The sequence below is a fragment of the Streptosporangium sandarakinum genome (assembly GCF_013409935.1).
In the GTDB taxonomy this organism is placed as follows: Bacteria; Actinomycetota; Actinomycetes; order Streptosporangiales; family Streptosporangiaceae; genus Streptosporangium; species Streptosporangium nondiastaticum.
Genome location: NZ_JACCCO010000002.1, coordinates 1,291,077 through 1,307,928, shown reverse-complemented (window position 1 = coordinate 1,307,928; position 16,852 = coordinate 1,291,077). Strand labels below are relative to the sequence as shown.

Annotated in this window: 18 protein-coding genes and 1 pseudogene; 10 read left to right on the top strand and 9 right to left on the bottom strand. The window is 73.6% G+C overall.

Features of this window, described 5'->3' with window-relative positions:
• Positions 1-8 precede the first annotated feature (8 nt).
• From HDA43_RS24310 to HDA43_RS24300, 3 genes are all read left to right on the top strand, one after another.
• Positions 9-986, top strand: coding sequence for a Cgl0159 family (beta/alpha)8-fold protein (locus HDA43_RS24310; protein WP_246424672.1), 978 nt, complete (start codon positions 9-11; stop codon positions 984-986).
• A complete protein-coding gene (gene iolB / locus HDA43_RS24305; RefSeq protein ID WP_179825442.1) occupies positions 983-1,804 on the top strand; it encodes a 5-deoxy-glucuronate isomerase in 822 nt (273 codons plus the stop codon). The genes HDA43_RS24310 and iolB overlap by 4 nt, the downstream gene beginning before the upstream one ends.
• 181 nt (positions 1,805-1,985) lie before the next feature.
• Entirely contained in the window at positions 1,986-2,588 is a 603-nt protein-coding gene (locus tag HDA43_RS24300) for a DUF1707 SHOCT-like domain-containing protein (RefSeq protein ID WP_179825440.1), read from the top strand.
• A gap of 153 nt (positions 2,589-2,741) precedes the next feature.
• On the opposite strand, the gene glpX is transcribed toward HDA43_RS24300, so the two are convergent.
• Positions 2,742-3,776 carry a class II fructose-bisphosphatase gene (glpX, locus tag HDA43_RS24295; protein WP_179825438.1) on the bottom strand — a complete coding sequence of 345 codons (1,035 nt, stop codon included), beginning with the start codon at positions 3,774-3,776 and terminating at the stop codon, positions 2,742-2,744.
• A gap of 131 nt (positions 3,777-3,907) precedes the next feature.
• Between glpX and HDA43_RS24290 the strand changes: the two genes are divergently transcribed.
• Positions 3,908-4,525 (top strand): TetR/AcrR family transcriptional regulator, encoded by a 618-nt coding sequence (locus tag HDA43_RS24290; RefSeq protein WP_179825436.1) that lies wholly within the window; start codon positions 3,908-3,910, stop codon positions 4,523-4,525.
• Positions 4,526-4,680: 155 nt separating this feature from the next.
• On the top strand, positions 4,681-5,214 hold the full coding sequence (locus tag HDA43_RS24285; protein ID WP_179825434.1) for a DUF4245 domain-containing protein: 534 nt from the start codon (positions 4,681-4,683) through the stop codon (positions 5,212-5,214).
• Positions 5,215-5,407: 193 nt separating this feature from the next.
• Here the strand turns inward: HDA43_RS24285 and HDA43_RS24280 are convergent, their stop codons facing one another.
• The 3 genes from HDA43_RS24280 to HDA43_RS24270 all read right to left on the bottom strand — a co-directional run bounded on the left by HDA43_RS24280 (position 5,408) and on the right by HDA43_RS24270 (position 8,185).
• Positions 5,408-5,638, bottom strand: coding sequence for an exodeoxyribonuclease VII small subunit (locus HDA43_RS24280; RefSeq protein ID WP_179825432.1), 231 nt, complete (start codon positions 5,636-5,638; stop codon positions 5,408-5,410).
• A gap of 190 nt (positions 5,639-5,828) precedes the next feature.
• Positions 5,829-7,043, bottom strand: coding sequence for an exodeoxyribonuclease VII large subunit (xseA, locus tag HDA43_RS24275; protein ID WP_179825430.1), 1,215 nt, complete (start codon positions 7,041-7,043; stop codon positions 5,829-5,831).
• 26 nt (positions 7,044-7,069) lie between these two features.
• Positions 7,070-8,185, bottom strand: coding sequence for a DUF8129 domain-containing protein (locus HDA43_RS24270; protein ID WP_179825428.1), 1,116 nt, complete (start codon positions 8,183-8,185; stop codon positions 7,070-7,072).
• A gap of 109 nt (positions 8,186-8,294) precedes the next feature.
• On the opposite strand from HDA43_RS24270, the gene HDA43_RS24265 reads away from it, so the two are divergent.
• A complete protein-coding gene (locus tag HDA43_RS24265) occupies positions 8,295-9,263 on the top strand; it encodes a 4-hydroxy-3-methylbut-2-enyl diphosphate reductase (protein WP_179825425.1) in 969 nt (322 codons plus the stop codon).
• A gap of 196 nt (positions 9,264-9,459) precedes the next feature.
• Here HDA43_RS24265 and HDA43_RS24260 read toward each other — a convergent pair whose 3' ends face one another.
• Positions 9,460-9,984: a DUF6542 domain-containing protein gene (locus tag HDA43_RS24260; protein WP_179825424.1), complete on the bottom strand. Its 525-nt coding sequence runs from the start codon at positions 9,982-9,984 to the stop codon at positions 9,460-9,462.
• Positions 9,985-10,105: 121 nt separating this feature from the next.
• Positions 10,106-11,437: a DNA recombination protein RmuC gene (locus tag HDA43_RS24255; RefSeq protein ID WP_312873515.1), complete on the bottom strand. Its 1,332-nt coding sequence runs from the start codon at positions 11,435-11,437 to the stop codon at positions 10,106-10,108.
• 129 nt (positions 11,438-11,566) lie between these two features.
• Here HDA43_RS24255 and HDA43_RS24250 point away from each other — a divergent pair, with 129 nt between their 5' ends.
• The 3 genes and pseudogenes from HDA43_RS24250 to HDA43_RS24240 form a co-directional block, all read left to right on the top strand.
• Positions 11,567-12,451 carry a hypothetical protein gene (locus HDA43_RS24250; RefSeq protein WP_179825422.1) on the top strand — a complete coding sequence of 295 codons (885 nt, stop codon included), beginning with the start codon at positions 11,567-11,569 and terminating at the stop codon, positions 12,449-12,451.
• Positions 12,452-12,462: 11 nt separating this feature from the next.
• Positions 12,463-13,551: a redox-regulated ATPase YchF gene (ychF, locus tag HDA43_RS24245; RefSeq protein WP_179825421.1), complete on the top strand. Its 1,089-nt coding sequence runs from the start codon at positions 12,463-12,465 to the stop codon at positions 13,549-13,551.
• 138 nt (positions 13,552-13,689) lie between these two features.
• Positions 13,690-13,926 (top strand): annotated as a pseudogene (locus HDA43_RS24240) (type II toxin-antitoxin system Phd/YefM family antitoxin); the annotation flags it as partial.
• 111 nt (positions 13,927-14,037) lie between these two features.
• Here the strand turns inward: HDA43_RS24240 and HDA43_RS24235 are convergent.
• Genes HDA43_RS24235 through HDA43_RS24225 form a run of 3 tightly spaced genes read right to left on the bottom strand, consistent with a single transcriptional unit; the run spans position 14,038 to position 15,549 of the window.
• Positions 14,038-14,340 carry a hypothetical protein gene (locus HDA43_RS24235; RefSeq protein ID WP_218912392.1) on the bottom strand — a complete coding sequence of 101 codons (303 nt, stop codon included), beginning with the start codon at positions 14,338-14,340 and terminating at the stop codon, positions 14,038-14,040.
• Positions 14,337-14,816: a hypothetical protein gene (locus HDA43_RS24230; RefSeq protein ID WP_179825419.1), complete on the bottom strand. Its 480-nt coding sequence runs from the start codon at positions 14,814-14,816 to the stop codon at positions 14,337-14,339. The genes HDA43_RS24235 and HDA43_RS24230 overlap by 4 nt, the downstream gene beginning before the upstream one ends.
• A 43-nt stretch (positions 14,817-14,859) precedes the next feature.
• Positions 14,860-15,549, bottom strand: coding sequence for a DJ-1/PfpI family protein (locus tag HDA43_RS24225; RefSeq protein WP_179825417.1), 690 nt, complete (start codon positions 15,547-15,549; stop codon positions 14,860-14,862).
• Between the two features lie 207 nt (positions 15,550-15,756).
• Between HDA43_RS24225 and HDA43_RS24220 the strand changes: the two genes are divergently transcribed.
• Positions 15,757-16,758, top strand: a complete 1,002-nt coding sequence (locus HDA43_RS24220; protein WP_179825416.1) for a GlxA family transcriptional regulator — start codon at positions 15,757-15,759, stop codon at positions 16,756-16,758.
• The last annotated feature ends 94 nt before the right edge of the window (positions 16,759-16,852 follow it).

Sequence of the window (16,852 nt, the reverse complement as noted above, 5' to 3'; positions counted from 1 at the left end):
CCGCGCGCCTGCGCGAGGAGGACCACCGGAACCTGCTCGACACCCGCGCCCGCTTCCCCGAGCGCATCGCGCAGGCCGCGGCCGCGCGGCGGCGCAGAAGCCCCCTGGAGGGGCGCGGCCAGATCCTCGTCATCGCTGCCGACCATCCGGCCCGCGGCGTACTCGGTGTGGGCGGGCGGCCCCTCGCCATGGGCAGCCGGGTGGACCTGCTGGAACGCCTGTGCACGGCGCTGTCCCGGCCGGGCGTGGACGGCCTGCTGGCCACCCCCGACGTCGTCGAGGACCTGTTGCTGCTCGGCGCGCTGGAGGGCAAGCTCGTCATCGGCTCCATGAACCGGGGCGGCGTGCAGGGGGCGGCGTTCGAGTTCGACGACCGCTTCACCGCCTACGACACCGCCTCGATCGTCCGGATGGGCCTCGACGGCGGCAAGATGCTCTGCCGGATCGGCCTGGACGACCCCGCCACCGCCGCCACCCTCGAATCCTGCGGCCGGGCGATCACCGAGCTGGCCGCGCACGGCCTGATCGCGATGGTCGAGCCCTTCTGGTCGCGGCGGGGGAAGCGGGGCGTCGTCCACGACCTGTCCGCCGAGGGCGTCATCCACGCCATCCACGTCGGCCAGGGGCTCGGCGCGACCTCCGCCCGCACCTGGCTGAAGATCCCGGTGGTGGAGGGGATGGAGCGGGTCATGCGGGCCACCACGCTGCCGACGCTGCTTTTGGGCGGTGATCCGGGGGAAACGCCCGAGCGCGCCTATGCCGCGTGGCGCGCGGCGCTCCGGCTTCCCGGCGTGCGGGGGCTTGTGATCGGCCGCGCGTTGCTGTACCCCTCCGATGACGACGTGGCCGCGGCCGTGGACACGGCCGTGGGGATGCTGGAGGTTGCACCGATGAGCGAGCGACCCGACCGCGACACCCGATCCGGGCCCGCCCGGACGCCGCACGCCGGGCCTGCCGCCCAGGTGCCGGCCGAGGAGGCGCCATGACGTTCGTCCCGGCGGGCAGCACGGCACGGTCCCCCTGGGCCCTGTGGATCACCCCTGAGACGGCGGGCTGGGCCTACACCGGCCTCCGCGTGCTCTGCCTGTCCGGCGAGAGCGTCGACTTCACCACTGGCGACGAGGAGATGCTGGTCCTGCCGCTGTCGGGCTCGTGCGAGGTCCGCTGCGACGGGGTACGGCTCGTCCTGCACGGCCGTACCTCCGTCTTCTCCGAGGTCAGCGACTTCATCTACCTCCCCGTCGGCGCGACCGTACGGATCACCGGCTCGGGCCGCTTCGCGCTCCCCGCCGCCCGCGCGCGGCGCAGCTTCCCCGTCCGGTACGGCGCGGCGCGCGACGTCCCCGTCGAGATCCGCGGGGCCGGGCAGGCCACCCGGCAGGTCAACAACTTCTGCGCGCCGGACGCCTTCGACTGCGACCGGCTGGTCGCGGTGGAGGTGCTGACCCCGGGCGGCAACTGGTCGTCCTACCCGCCGCACAAGCACGACACCGCCTCCGCGTGCGAGGCGGTGCTGGAGGAGATCTACTACTTCGAGGGCGGTCCCGGCTACCAGCGGGTCTACGGCGGTCACGAGACGCTGACGGAGGTGGCGGGCGGCGACGTGGTGCTCGTCCCGCGCGGCTACCACGGCCCGTCGATGGCCGCCCCCGGCTACGACCTGTACTACCTCAACGTCCTGGCCGGGCCCGCCGAGAAGCGGACCATGGCCTGCGCCGACGATCCCCGGCACGCCTGGGTCCGCTCCTCCTGGGCCGAACAGGCGATCGACCCGCGCGTCCCCATGGCCAAGGCGCCGCGATGAGCGCGCGACCCGCCGGCCGGGGAGGCGCGGGAACGCCACGAGGGCGCCGTGATGGGCGTGGGACCCGCTGACCGGGGCGGCGTGGGAGCGCCACGAGGACGCCGGACGCGACCGGCGCCCCCGCCTCCGAGACCGTACCGAGGGTCCGCTCCCCGCCGTCGCGGCGGCTAGGGTCGGAGGCGTGGAAAGTTCTCAGCCTCCGGTGGTCCCCGGGCGCGGGGGAGAGCCCCGCCCCGGCGACCTGCGGGCGGGCAGCGCCGACCGGGAGCGGGTGGCCGCCGTGCTCGGCGACGCGCTCGCCGACGGGCGACTCGACCCGGTCGAGCACGAGGAGCGGATCGAGGCGCTCTACCGGGCCCGCACGCTCGGCGAGCTCACCGTGCTCACGACCGACCTGCTTCCCCCCGAGGCCCAGCCGCTGCGGACCGACATCCGCGCGGTGACGGCGTTCTTCGGCTCACAGGAGCACTCGGGGCGCTGGGTGGTGCCCACCCGCTTCCCCGCGACCGCGATCTGCGCCAACGTCACGCTCGACCTGCGCGAGGCCATGCTGCAGTCGAGCCGCGTCACCGTCCAGGCCACGGTGCTGTGCGGAACCCTCACGCTGATCGTCCCGGAGGGCGTCCGGATCGAGATGGCCGCCTCGACCGTCATGGGCGGCATGCACAACCAGGTGCCGCCCGCGCCCGGCGGCCCGGTCATCGAGATCACCGGGCTGGTCAGCCTGGGGAGCGTCGTGGCCAAGCCGCCCAAGCGCCCGCGCCGCTCCTGGTTCCGCCGCTGACGACTCCTCCGCCGGACCGTCGCCGAACCGCCGCCGGACCGCCGCCCGGGACCCGGGGGCGGCGGCCCGGCGGCGGGACACGCGCGTCCCGCACCGGGTTCGGGCCCGGTCCGTGCCGGGCCCGCTCCGTGCCGGGTTCGGCTCGCGCCGGGCTCAGCTCGCGCTGTCGAAGTTGATCGCGCTGTAGGCGCGCAGCTTCCAGAGCTGGTGCTCGCTCTCGATCCTGCGGATCGTTCCGGACCGGCCCCGCATGACCAGGGAGTTGGTCACGGCGTACCGGCCGTGGTAGCGGACGCCCTGCATGAGCTCGCCGTCGGTGATCCCGGTGGCCGCGAAGAACACGTCGTCGGACCTGACCAGGTCGTCGGTGGTCAGCTTGGCGTCCAGGTCGAGGCCGGCGTCCAGCGCCCGGCGCCGCTCGGCGTCGTCCTGCGGCCACAGCCTGCCCTGGATGACACCGCCCAGGCACTTGATCGCGCAGGCCGCGATGATGCCCTCGGGGGTGCCGCCGATGCCGAGCATCAGGTCCACGCCGGTGCCGCGGCGGACGGCCATGATCGCGCCGGCCACGTCGCCGTCGGTGATCAGCTTGATCCGCGCGCCGGCCTCCCGGACCTCCCTGATGATCTTCTCGTGGCGGGGCCGGTCGAGGATGACCACGGTCACGTCCGACGGCTCGCCGCCCTTGGCACGTGCCACGGCGGCGACGTTGTCGGCCACGGGAGCGTCGATGTCCACCGCGTCGGCGGCGTCCGGGCCGGTGACGAGCTTGTCCATGTAGAAGACGGCCGAGGGGTCGTACATCGAGCCGCGCTCGCTGACCGCGATGACCGAGATCCCGTTCGGCATGCCGAGGGCGGTCAGGCGGGTGCCGTCGATCGGGTCCACGGCGACGTCGCACTCGGCGCCGCTGCCGTCCCCCACCTCCTCGCCGTTGTAGAGCATCGGCGCGTTGTCCTTCTCGCCCTCGCCGATCACCACCACGCCCTTCATCGACACGGTGTTGATCAGCTGGCGCATCGCGTTCACCGCGGCGCCGTCGGCGCCGTTCTTGTCGCCGCGCCCGACCCAGCGGGCGGCGGCCATCGCGGCGGCCTCGGTGACCCGGACCAGCTCCAGGGCGAGGTTGCGGTCGGGCGCGTGCTCACCCGTGGCGAGTGCGGCGGGGACGGACGTCTGGTCGGACATGGAGAAGGGCCCCTCTCGTCGATTACGACAACGATCGTAGTTGTCCCCCTTTTCTGCCCGGCCGGGGAGGATAATGTGCCGTCTCGACTCCATCTCCTGCCCGAGGGCGGGGGCCTTCGCGGAGGTGACGGATGAGCGGCGACACGATACGGCCCGAGGTACGGCCGGTGACCGGCGCGTCCCCGCGAAGCTCCGAGCGGGGCGCCGCCACGCGCGTCGCGCTCCTGACGGCCGCGCGGGAGACCTTCGTCGAGAGCGGCTTCGCCGAGGCGGGGGTCACCGACGTCGTCGCGCGGGCCAGGGCCAGCGTCGGCAGTCTCTACCACCACTTCTCCGGCAAGGCCGACCTCTACCTGACCCTGTTCGAGGAGTTCCAGACCCGCCAGACCCAGCGGACCAGGCAGGCCGTCCAGGAGGCCCGCGCCGCGGGGGAGGGCGACCCGATGCGGCTGTTCATCGCCGGCGCCCGCGCCTACCTGGAGGGGTGCCTGGCCGAACGCGAGCTGGCCGCGCTGTTCCTGCGCGGAGACGGGCCGCCCGGCTTCGAGGTCGTCATGCGCGACCGGCTGCGTCAGTGGGCCAAGCGCAACGCCACCCTCTTCGAAGGGGACGAGGGCGCGCTGGTGGTGGTCCTCACCGGGGCGCTGGCCGCCGCCGTGTCGGAGGTGGCCCTGTCGGAGGACGAGGCCGCCTCCCGCGGTCTGGTCGAGGACGCGCTGGCCATCATCGGGCAGATCCGCCGCCCCTGAGCCCCCGCGGACCGCCCCCTCCGGGAAGGTACGGTCCCCCCGGGAGGCTTCCCGGGAGTCCCCGGAGCCCCCGCAGTCCCCGGAGGCCACGGGGCGCCGCGGCGGGTGTGCCCCGGCGGGCGGACCGCCCCGCCGGACGGATAGTCTCGACAATCGTGCGACGTTTCACTCAGGGTTTCTACGGCTACGCGTTCGCGATGCTCGTCTGCCTCGCGGCCGTGGGCCTTTTCCTGCTGGTCACGCCGCAGAGCAGGACCGAGCACATTCCCAGGATCGACTACTCGATGGACGTCGCCAACCTGCGCCGCACCGCGCCGTACGAGGTGTGGGCGCCGTCCCAGGTGCCGGCCGGCTGGATTCCGACCAGCTCGCGGGCGGCCCAGGAGAAGGACACGACGACGTGGCGGCTCGGGTTCGCCACCGCCCGGCGCTCCCACGCGATGCTCGCCCAGAGCAACGGGAAGCCCGCCGCCGACTTCGCCTCCCGGATGGCCAACACCACCGAGGTCACCGGGAACGTCCAGATCGGCGGCGCGACCTGGGAGCAGCGCTTCCGCAAGGACAAGAACCAGCGCTCCCTCGTCCGGCTCCTGCCCGACGCCACCGTCGTCGTCACCGGCACCGCCCAGTGGGACGAGCTGACCACCCTGGCCGCCTCCCTCAAGCAGCAGCCGAAGCCGACCCCGTAACGCCGCGCGGCCCGGACACGGGGACCCACCCGTCGAAGCCTGAGCCGCCCGGACCGGACGGCCGGAAGGGAGCCGCCCCGAAGCCGCGCGGCCGGAGCCGCCGTGAACCGGGCGGGTCAGCCGTGAACCGGACGGGTCAGCCGTGAACCGGACGGGTCAGGAGCGGAGGTCCCGGAAGGCGAGCGGTCCGGGGTCAGAAGGGCGAGTCGCCCGACAGGTCGGGCTGGCGGCGCTGCGCCATGGCGGCGGCGAGCTTCACCCGCGCGCCCTGGAGCCACTCCTCGCACACGGTCGCGAGCCTCTCGCCGCGCTCCCACAGCTCGATCGACTGCTCCAGCGTCAGCCCGCCCGCCTCAAGGCGGCGGACCACCTCGGTCAGTTCCTCGCGCGCCTGCTCGTACGACGGTGTCTTCTCATCGGCCACGTACCCACCATAGGCCGTACGGCCCGGCTCCCCGGCCTTCCCACAGCCGCCACGGCCGTCACAGCCGTCACGGCCGCGTTCGCGACGGAACGCCCGCCCCGGCGCCACCAGCCTGCCCCGGGGCCGCCCCGGGACCTTCCCGCTCGCCGTCCGTCCGGCCCCGGGCGCCGGGCGGTATTCCGCCCGGCGGTCAGCCCGTCGGCTCCGGGTCCCTCCGGACCGTCACCCGGTCGTCGGAGAACCGGACCGTCAGCTCCTCGCCGGGGGCGGTGTCGCGGGCCAGCCGTACGACGTCGCCCGACGGGCGCTGCACGATCGCGTAGCCGCGCTCCAGGGTCGCGGCGGGCGACAGCGCGACCAGGCGGGCCCGCAGGTGCGTCAGCGAGTCTCCCGCCCGGTCCAGGGAGGCGGTCAGACAGCGCCTGGCGCGATCCCTGAGCTGATCGGCCTGCTCGGCACGGCGCTCCAGCTCGCGGACCGGGTCGGCGAGCGAGGGGCGGGAGCGGACCGCGGACAGCCAGGCCGTCTCGCGGTCCAGCCAGCCGGCGGTCACCCGGCGCCCCCGGTCGCGGAGCTGGCGGATGAGGGTGAGCTGCTCGCCCACGTCCGGGACGATCTTCTTGGCGGCGTCCGTGGGCGTGGAGGCCCGTACGTCGGCCACCAGGTCGAGCAGCGGGTTGTCCTGCTCGTGGCCGATCGCGCTGACCACCGGGGTCCGGCACGCGGCCACCGCCCGGACCAGCGACTCGTCGGAGAAGGGCAGCAGGTCCTCCATGGACCCGCCGCCCCGGGCGACCACGATGACGTCGACCTCACCGTCCGCGTCGAACTTGCGCAGCGCCTCGGTGACCTCGGTGACCGCGTACGGTCCCTGCACCGCCACCGGCTCGACCTTGAACCGCACGGCCGGCCAGCGGCGCCGGGAGTTCTCCAGCACGTCGCGCTCGGCGGCCGAGTCGCGGCCGCAGATCAGCCCGATCGTGCCGGGCAGGAACGGCAGCCTCCGCTTGCGGTCCACCCCGAACAGCCCCTCGGCGGCGAGCACCTGGCGCAGCCGCTCCAGCCGGGCCAGCAGCTCGCCCACGCCCACCGGGCGCATCTCCAGCGCGGTGAACGCGAAGGAGCCCCGGTTGACCCAGAAGTCGGGCTTCAGGTGCATGACGACCCGGGCGCCGTCCACCGGCCGGGGGACCGTCGCCTCGTAGACGCCGCGCGGGCAGGTGACCCGGGCCGACATGTTGGCCACCGGGTCGCGGAGCGTCAGGAACACCGTGCCGCCGCGCGCGGTCAGCTCGGTGATCTGCCCCTCGACCCAGACGGTGCCGAGCTTGCCGATCCAGCCGCCGACCATCTGCAGGACCGTGCGGACCGGCAGCGGCTGCTCCGGTGTCGTCTTCGAGCTCATGGCCGGAGCCTACGCGTCGCCGGCGCCTACTCGGCGGCCTCCAGCTTGGCCAGGCGGTTCTCGTACATCCGCACGACCTCCGGCCGGGCCGCGGTGGCCCGCTCGTAGGCCAGCAGCAGCCGGACCTGCTCGGCGGACTTGCCGCGCATCCGGGCGCGCAGCGAGGCGACCGTCAGCTGGCCGTACCCGGGCATCGGCTCCTCGGGCACCTCGACGGTCGCGGCGGGCGGCTCGACGCCCTCGGGCCGGGCGGCCTTCGTGCCGGTGACCTCGACCACGGGGGTGTCGGCCTCGCCGGGCGTGGCGACGTGGACCTCGGTGACCTCGACCTCGGCGGCCGGCGGCGCGACGACGCCGGCCCCGGCGGCCTCGGTGGACTCGACGAGCCTGGGCTCCGCGGTCCCGGCGGGCTTATCCCCGGCCTCCGGCGCGGCCGTCCCGGTGGCCTTCGGCTTGGCGGTCCTGGACTTCGTGGCCTTGGGCTCAGCGGTCTCGGTCCTGGCGGTCTTCGGCTCGGCGGCCTGCGCCCCGGCGGGCTCCTGCTTCGCGGTCTCGGGCTCGGCCGCCTCGGCTTCCGCGGTCTCGGGCTTCGCGGTCTCGGGCTCGGCCACCTTGGCTTCCGTGACCTCGGGCTTCGCGGCCTCAGGCTGCGCGGGCTCCTGCTTCGCGGGCTCGGGCTCCGTGACCTCGGGCTCGGCGGCCCTGGGCTTGGCCGGGGCGAAGATGACCGGCTCGGGGCGGGCCTTGGCGCCATTGGACCCCGTCCCGGCCTCCCCGGCGGGGGCGGCCACCTCGTCCCGGGACGCGGCGCTCTCCGGGCGCGGGGCGAAGATGACCGGAGCGCGGCGCGGCTTCTCGCGCGGCTCCTCCTCGGCCTCCCGTGCCGTGTCCTGCCCGGCCGGTCCCGTCTGTCCGGCCGGCCCGCGCCGCTCCGCGGCCTCCTCCTGCTCCTCCTGGTTCGTCAGCCGCTTGATCGTGCCCCGCACGCGGTCGCCGAGCAGCAGGGCCTGGCCGACCCCGCTCAGCGCCGACTGGAGTACGTAAAGAGGCAGGTCCTTGGCCTTCTCCTTGAACTGCTCGCGGCTGGAGAGTGCTTCGCGGACGTTTCTGGTGACATCTCGGATGATGTTGGGGACCGTCATGTCGTCTCCCTGGAGGTCTGTTCCCGACTACATAGTCTGGCAAGACCGTGTCGGCTGAGTTCGTCGATGGGTGGGCGGGCCCGGCGGTGGCTCCACGTAGCATGAGAACATGACTTTCGAGACCCCCGCGACTCGACGCGTTCTGGTGGCCAGGCCGCGCGGTTACTGCGCCGGCGTCGATCGCGCGGTCCAGGCCGTGGAGAAGGCGCTGGAGCTGTACGGCGCGCCGGTCTACGTGCGCAAGCAGATCGTCCACAACACCCACGTGGTCCGGACGCTGGAGAAGCGTGGGGCGATCTTCGTCGAGGAGACCGAGGAGGTGCCCGAGGGCGCCATCGTCGTCTTCTCCGCCCACGGGGTCTCCCCGGCGGTTCACCGGGAGGCCGCCGAACGCGGTCTGCGGACCATCGACGCCACCTGCCCGCTGGTGACCAAGGTGCACAACGAGGCCAGGCGCTTCGCCTCCCAGGACTACGACATCCTGCTCATCGGCCACGAGGGGCACGAGGAGGTCGAGGGCACCGCCGGTGAGGCGCCCGACCACATCCGGCTGGTCGACGGCCTCGGCGCCGTCGACACCGTCGAGGTCAAGGACCCCGACCGGCTCGTGTGGCTGTCGCAGACCACGCTGTCGGTCGACGAGACCACCGAGACGGTCACGCGGCTGAAGGAGCGCTTCCCCAACCTGATCGACCCGCCGAGCGACGACATCTGCTACGCCACCCAGAACCGCCAGGTCGCGGTGAAGGAGATCGCGGCCGAGGCCCAGCTCGTCATCGTCGTCGGCTCCCAGAACTCCTCCAACTCCAAGCGGCTGGTGGAGGTCGCCCTCGACCACGGGGCCGACGCCTCCCACCTCGTCGACGACGCCTCGTTCATCAGGGACGAGTGGCTCGACGGCGTCACCACGGTGGGCGTGACGAGCGGCGCCTCGGTGCCCGAAGACCTTGTCGACGGGGTCCTGGCCCACCTGGCCGAGCGCGGCTTCGCCGACGTCGAGGAGGTCGAGTCGGTGCAGGAGAGCGTCCGCTTCGCGCTCCCGCACGAGCTGCGCAAGGACCTGCGCGCCGGCGTCTGACCCCGCTTTCCCCCGCGTTCGCCGTACGGCGGGCGCGGGGCCGCCCGGCCCGCCGTACGGGGGAGGACCCGCTGGAGAGCGGAGACCGCTCCTGAGCAGAACCGCCCGGCCCGCCGTACGGGGGAGGACCCGTGGCCGGCCGGGCGCGCGGAAGGCCGGGCGCGCGGAAGGACGTCCGGCCGTGAGGAAAGGCCGCTCAGGCGTCCTCGCGCGGCGTGCCGTACACCTTCGGCTCGAAATAGCCCTCCGGCTCGGGCGCGAAGGCGCCGGTCTCGCTCCGGCGCGGGCGCGGGACGGCGGGGCCGCCTGCCCGCAGCTCCTCGCGCAGCTCCCTCACGCACCCGGCCAGGCCGCGCCGCCAGGCGACGACCAGCACCAGCAGCGAGCCGCCGAACAGCCAGGGGGCGCCCGCCGACAGCGTGGTGAACAGCCCCAGGCCGAGCGTCTGGAGCGGCGAGGCCGCCCCCAGGGACCTGAGGGCCTCGGCGAGCAGCGTCGCCACGAAGAAGACCAGCGGCGGCGAGACCACCAGGGTGAGCAGGTCACGCCGGTTCACCAGGGCCACCGCCACGGCGCACCCGGCGACGAACGCCACCCCGGTCAGGGCGGGCGACCCGAACAGCGCCTGCAGGACGCAGCCCAGCAGCGTGAACGCCAGCACGGAGACCACGGCGCCCCGGGCGGTCAGCCGGACGCCGCCACCCCGCCCCCGCTCACTCACGCGATCACCCCGCCAAGCGGCCGTCCGTCGCCTAGACCGTTCACCACTCGCTCCCTCGGACCCCGTCCCTCGTCACCGGTCCCGTGCCGCGGCGCCGGGTCTCGCGGTCCACGGGGAACGGTCAGGACAGATCGTTCGCCAACTTACCGTTCAACCGGGACACAAGAGGCGAGCTTGGCTTCTCTTCTCCCGGCGGTTCCGGTTCTCCCAGCAGTTCCGGGGCGGTGAGCGCGCGGGCGAGGTCCTCGACCGGCCGGGGCGTGTCGAGGTCGCCCTCCACCAGTCCCAGGTCGTTCAGTTTGCGCGCGCTCACCAGCACCCGGGTCTCCAGCGAGCCGACGGCCCGGTTGTAGGACTCCACGGCCCGGCTCAGGGACCGGCCCAGCGTCTCCACGTTCCGCCCCATGCTGCCCAGCCGCTCGTACAGCTCCTTGCCGAGCTCGAAGACCGCCCGCGCGTTCTCGCTGAGCGCGGCCTGCTGCCAGGCGTACTGCGCGGTGCGGAGCATGGTGATCAGCGTGGTGGGGGTGGCGATGTGGACCCGCCGCCGCATGGCGTGCTCCAGCAGTCCCGGGTCGCGCTCCAGCGCCGGGGCCAGGAACGCCTCGCCCGGGATGAACAGCACCACGAACTCCGGCGCCGGGCTGAACGCCTGCCAGTAGCTCTTGGCGGCGAGCCGGTCCACGTGCTCGCGCACGTGCCGGGCGTGGGCGTCGAGCCGGGTGGCGCGGTGGCCGGGGTCGCCGGACTCGGCGGCCTCCAGGTAGGCGGCCAGGGAGACCTTGGAGTCGACCACGATGTTCTTGCCGCCGGCCAGCCGTACGACCATGTCGGGGCGGAGCGCGCCGTCGGCGGTGGTGACGCTCGCCTGCTCGTCGAAGTCGCAGAACCGCTGCATGCCCGCGATCTCGGCGACCCGGCGAAGCTGCAGCTCACCCCAACGGCCCCGGGCCTCCGGCCGCTGGAGGGCGCGGACCAGCGTGTCGGTCTGGAGGCGGAGCCGGTCGTTGCTCTCGCGGACGATGTCGATGTGCCTGGCCAGCTCGGCGTGCGCGGCGCGGCGGCCCGACTCGGCGTCGCGCAGCTGCGCCTCGACCCGGGCCAGGGTGTCCTTCAGCGGCTCGACCAGATGCTCGACGGCCTGCTTGCGCCGTTCCAGCTCCCCGGCGGCCTCGGCGCGGCCCGCGGCCATCCGGGACTCGGCCATCTCCAGGAACCGCAGGTTGCTGGCGTCGAGGGCGCGGGCCGACAGGGCCTGGAACCGTTCGGCGAGCTGCTCCTCGACGTAGGCGGCCTTGTCCTCGGCGGCCTTGGCACGCGCCTCGGCCTCGGCCACGCGGGCACCCGCCTCCGCCGCCCCGGAGGCGGCGCGCGCCCTGCCGAGCAGGAACCCGATCGCGAGCCCCGCGGCGAGACCCATGGCGAGCTGGAAGACGAGTGCCGTGACATCCACCCCGGAATGATCGCAGGCCCGGCGGTTCTCGGCCTTCCGACACGCCTTTCCGGCCGGTCACGCATTTCACCTGCGAGAGCACGTATCGTCACTCTTGGTATCCGTTCCCATGCGAAGGGTGGTGACCCGGTGGGGGTGAAAGGCTCGCAGCCGAAGACGGCGCTGGCCCTCGTCGGAGCGATCCTCGTCGTGCTGGTGGCGGTCGTCGCCGCGAGCGTGTACGTCTCCGGGCGAACCAGCCCGCGTCCCGCCCCGGGCGCCCTCTCGCTGCTCTGGGAGAGGGGGGCCTGCGTGAGCCGGGACGGTGTCCGGTTCGGCCTGGTGCCGTGCGGGTCGGCGGACGGGCGGGTGCTGTCCGTGGTCGGCGACCGGCCCGAGGACTGCCCGGCAGACACCGACGAGATCGTCGGGCTCATGGAGGTTCCCGCCGGGACCACCCCGGCCCCGCCGTCCCCGGTCACCGGTTCCTCCGCGTCGCCGGCCTCCACGGTCTCCCCGACCCCCGGTGCCTCCGCGCCGCCGGCATCACCGGCCCCGTACAGCCGTACGGCGTGCGTCCGCAACCTGGCCGCCCCGCACCCGGGCGACGCCGGCGCGGGAGGCGGGGTGCTGCGCGCCGGCGACTGCGTGACCGCGCGCGGCGGGGAGCGCCCGTGCTCCGCGGGAGGCTGGTACGGCAGGGCGCTGGCCGTGGTGGACCGGGCCGGGCAGTGCCCCGCGGCCACGCTCGACTCCCTGGCCGCCGGCCCCCGCACGATCGTCTGCCTGGGCCGGGAGGGCAGGATTCCCGCGGTGGGCGACTGCGTGGCGGAGCCGCGCGACCGGGCCGAGACCAGGGGTGCGCTCGGCAGGATCTCCTGCGGTTCGGCCCGGGCGTGGGCCAAGGTGACGGCCAGGACCACCGCCGCCGCCCTCTGTCCGCCCGGCTCCGACCGCTATCTGCAGACGAGCGGGCAGGCCGTCTACCGCCCTGTGACCTGCCTGCGGCGGATAGCAGTGCGTGATTCACCGTAAACTCGGCTGACGTGAGCCTGAGCATCGGCATCGTCGGACTTCCCAACGTGGGCAAGTCGACGCTTTTCAACGCGCTGACCAAGACCGCCAACGCCCTGGCGGCGAACTACCCGTTCGCCACCATCGAGCCCAACGTGGGTATCGTCGGCGTTCCCGACCCGCGCCTGGAGAAGCTGGCCGAGATCTTCGGCTCCGCGAAGATCCTCCCGGCGAAGGTGGAGTTCGTCGACATCGCCGGCCTGGTCCGGGGCGCCTCCGAGGGGCAGGGGCGCGGCAACCAGTTCCTCGCCAACATCCGTGAGACCGACGCCATCTGCCAGGTCATCCGGGTCTTCGGCGACCCCGACGTGACCCACGTGGACGGCGCCGTCTCGCCCGAGCGCGACATCGAGACGATCAACACCGAGTTGATCCTCGCCGACCTGCAGACCCTGGAGAAGGCGATCCCGCGCCTCCAGAAGGAGGCCCGGACCAACAAGGACCGCCGGGCCGCGCTGGAGGCGGCCGAGGCGGCGGCCAAGCTCCTCGACGGCGGCACCACCCTGTACGCCGGGGCCAAGGGCGCCGGCATCGACCAGGCCGACCTGCGCGACCTGCACCTGCTGACGGCCAAGCCGTTCCTGTACGTCTTCAACCTGGACGCCGACGAGCTGACCGACGCCGAGCTGCGGGCCCGCCTGTCGGCGCTCGTCGCCCCGGCCGAGGCCGTGTTCCTGGACGCCAAGATCGAGTCCGAGCTCGTCGAGCTCCCCGACGACGAGGCGCTGGAGCTCCTGCAGTCGGTCGGCCAGGAGGAGTCGGGCCTGTCGCAGCTCGCCAGGGTCGGGTTCGAGACCCTCGGCCTGCAGACCTACCTGACCGCCGGCCCCAAGGAGACCCGGGCCTGGACGATCCGCAAGGGCGCCACCGCCCCCGAGGCGGCCGGGGTCATCCACACCGACTTCCAGCGGGGCTTCATCAAGGCCGAGATCGTCTCCTTCGACGACCTGGTCGAGACGGGCTCCATCGCCGCCGCCCGCCAGGCGGGCAAGGCCCGCATCGAGGGCAAGGACTACGTGATGCGCGACGGCGACGTGGTGGAGTTCCGCTTCAACGTGTGATCGGTTCGATGCCGCGGGCCGGGCGCTTCGCCGAGTTCGCAGGCGGTAAGGGGTCGGCCTCTCCGGGGGCCGGCCCCTTCGCCGTTTCCGACGCCGGGGGTGCTGGGATTTCTGGTCCTTCGGGCATTTGCCCTGCTCATGAGCTATGCGAGTGGTGCGATATCCGGTACCACTGTTGGAAAGGGTCGGGTCATGGCCATAACCGCGGGCGAAGCCCGCAAGGCTCTCTTTCCATTGATCAAGCAGGTCAACGAGGACCACGAGGCCGTCGAGATCGTCTCCGAGCACGGCAACGCCGTGCTCGTCTCGGCCGAGGACTGTGCGGCGCTGCGCGAAGGCTCCTATCTACTGCGCTCTCCGGCGAACGCCCGCCGACTGCTCAGCGCGTACGAGAACGCCCTGGCCGGCGTCAACGTGTCGGAGCGCGAGCTGATCGATCCCGACTCGGCGGACGCGGCCGGCGGCTTTCCGGAACGGGGGAGGCGTTCAGGACGGGACCGTTTCCTCGCCGTCCCGGCCGTGCCGCCCGGTGGTCCGGGCGCGGTCGAGCAGGCGCAGCGCGAGGAGGCCGCCGACGCCGGGGAGGAGGGAGGCCGCCCTGACGGCGGTCGTGGCCTGTCCGACACGCCAGGCCGCCACGACGACGAAGAGGTAGGCGCAGCCGTGGGCCGGACCCATCAGGGAGGAGACGGGCTTCAGGTGCACGGTGGCGATGTTGGCCAGCATGATGATCAGCGAGGCGAGTTCGAGGTGCGCGGCGACGCGCAGGTGGCGAACGTCCACGGTCACACCCCGGTGGTGGAGCCGGGGCGGATGATCATCAGTACGGTGACCGTGGCCCACAGCAGGTTGAAGACACCGGTGAGCATGGACAGGCGGCCGGGCACACGGGGGTCGGGACCGGCGGTCGCGTCCCCCAGGGCCGCGAGCTCACGGCTCTGGGCGGGCAGGATCAGCAGGGCCAGGACGGCGGCGGCCGCGGCGGTCAGCAAGATCGAGGCGATCAGCCATCCGTCGCCCAGGACGCCGAGGCTGCTCGCCGTGGCGAACCCGAAGACGGGCACGCCGATGCCGACGGTCGCGTACACCCGGCAGATGCGGTGCAGCGTCCGCAGAGTGGCGAGCGCGTCCCGGTCACCGGGGACGTCGCCGGAGACACGGTGGGAGCGGCGCAGGGCCGGGGGGAACATGCCGGCGGCGACGGTGACCGGGCCGACGGCCACGACGGCGACCAGGACGTGCAGGGAGAGAAAGAGTTTCGTCATGTTCAGTGCTCGGTTGCCTGGAGGGCGCGGGTGGTCTCGGCGGTCACAGGGCGGCGGGGACGGGTCCCCGGGCGTGCCAGACGGTGCCGCGGCGTTCGTGGGCGAACAGTTCCTCGACGGCGTGGGCGATCCGGGGGCCGACCTCGCGCTCCAGCAGGTACAGGCCCAGGTCGAGCCCGGAGGTGACGCCGGCGCCGCTGACGAGGTCGCCGTCGTCGACGACGCGGGCGCGCACCGCGTGGGCGCCGGTCGCGCCGAGCGCGTCCATGCCCAGGTGGTGGGTCGTGGCATGGCGTCCCCCCAGCAGACCGGCCATGGCCAGCAGGAGCGAGCCGCCGCACACCGTGCAGACCGTCACCTCCGGGTTCTCCATGGCCGCCTTCAGCAGCACGGGCAACTCGGTGGTCAGGGCGCGGCCCAGCCGTACGGGGACGGACTCGTCCCGCTGCCGCTCCCCGGTGCCCGCGTCCGGGCCGGGCGCCTCCCCTGGCCCTCCGACGCGGCCCGAGGCGCCGGGGACCAGGACCAGACCCGCGCGTCCGGGATCGAGGGCGGCGGTGGCGCGCAGCGCCAGCCCGCCGGTGCCGCTGACCACCTCGCGCGGCCCTTCGGCGGAGACCAGTTCCACGGTCACCGCGCCCGCGGAGGCGGTGCCGCCGGCGTGGAGCACCTCGTAGGGAGAGACGACATCGAGCGGATCGAAGCCGTCGAACAGGACGATCTGGGCGTGCATGGTGATCCTTCGGATGCGGGACGTCCGGCCGGCCGCCGGATACGCCCCGAACGTAACGGGCCGCCACCTCCCTCTCCCAGTGGCATTCATGACAGCCTCCAACGGGATAGTGCCAACATCGGGAGAAGGCCGCCACGCTGCACCGGGACGGCGATCCCAGGGAGCCGGGACCGGGCGTGACGCCCGGCGGGGCGATAGATTCCGGCCATGCACACCGTCGCCGTTCTCGCGCTCGACCAGGTGATCCCGTTCGACCTCTCCACCCCGATCGAGGTCTTCACCCGTACCCGGCTTCCGGACGGGCGCCCCGGCTACCAGGTCCGCGTGTGCGCCGAGCGGCCGGAGACCGACGCCGGCGCCTTCACCCTGCGCGCGCCCTGGGGCCTCGACGGGCTCAGGGGTGCGGACACGATCATCGTGCCCGGCACCGCCGCACCGGAGACCCCGCTCACCACGGAGGTCCGCGACGCGCTGCGAGCCGCCGCCGCGGACGGCACGCGCATCGCCTCCATCTGCTCGGGCACCTTCCCCCTGGCCGCCACCGGCCTGCTGAACGGTCTGCGGGCCACCACCCACTGGGCCGCCGCCGACCTCCTGGCCGCCGCCCACCCGGAGGTCGACGTCGATCCGGGTGTCCTGTACGTCGACAACGGGCAGATCCTCACCTCGGCCGGCGCCGCCGCGGGCCTGGACCTGTGCCTGCACATGATCCGCCGCGACTACGGCTCGGCCGTGGCCGCCGACGCCGCCCGCCTGTCCGTCATGCCCCTCGAACGCGAAGGCGGGCAGGCCCAGTTCATCGTCCGCGACCACCCGCCCACCCCGCAGGGCTCCACCCTCGACCCCCTGCTCGCCTGGCTGCAGGACAACCTCGGCCGCGAGCTCACCCTCGCCGACATCGCCGCCCACGCCCGGGTCAGCACCCGGACCCTGATACGCCGCTTCAGCGAGCAGACCGGCACCACCCCGCTCCAGTGGCTCCACCGGGCCCGCGTCCGGCAGGCCCAGCACCTCCTGGAGACCACGCACCACTCCGTCGAGCGCATCGCCGCCCAGGTCGGCTTCGGCTCGCCCACGGCCTTCCGCGACCGTTTCAAGCGCACCACAGGTGTCAGCCCCCACACCTACCGCCGCACCTTCGGCCGGCACCCGTCCGCGACCCGTGACCCACGTCACCGCCAGGGCCGCGGCATGGCGACATCCCGTTGAAACGTGGCGCTCACCCCTACGAACGCCGTGCCCGCCGACTCGTAGCGTCGAGCCGGAGCCGGTGACCGCCGGCTCCCCGTTCGACGAAGGCTCT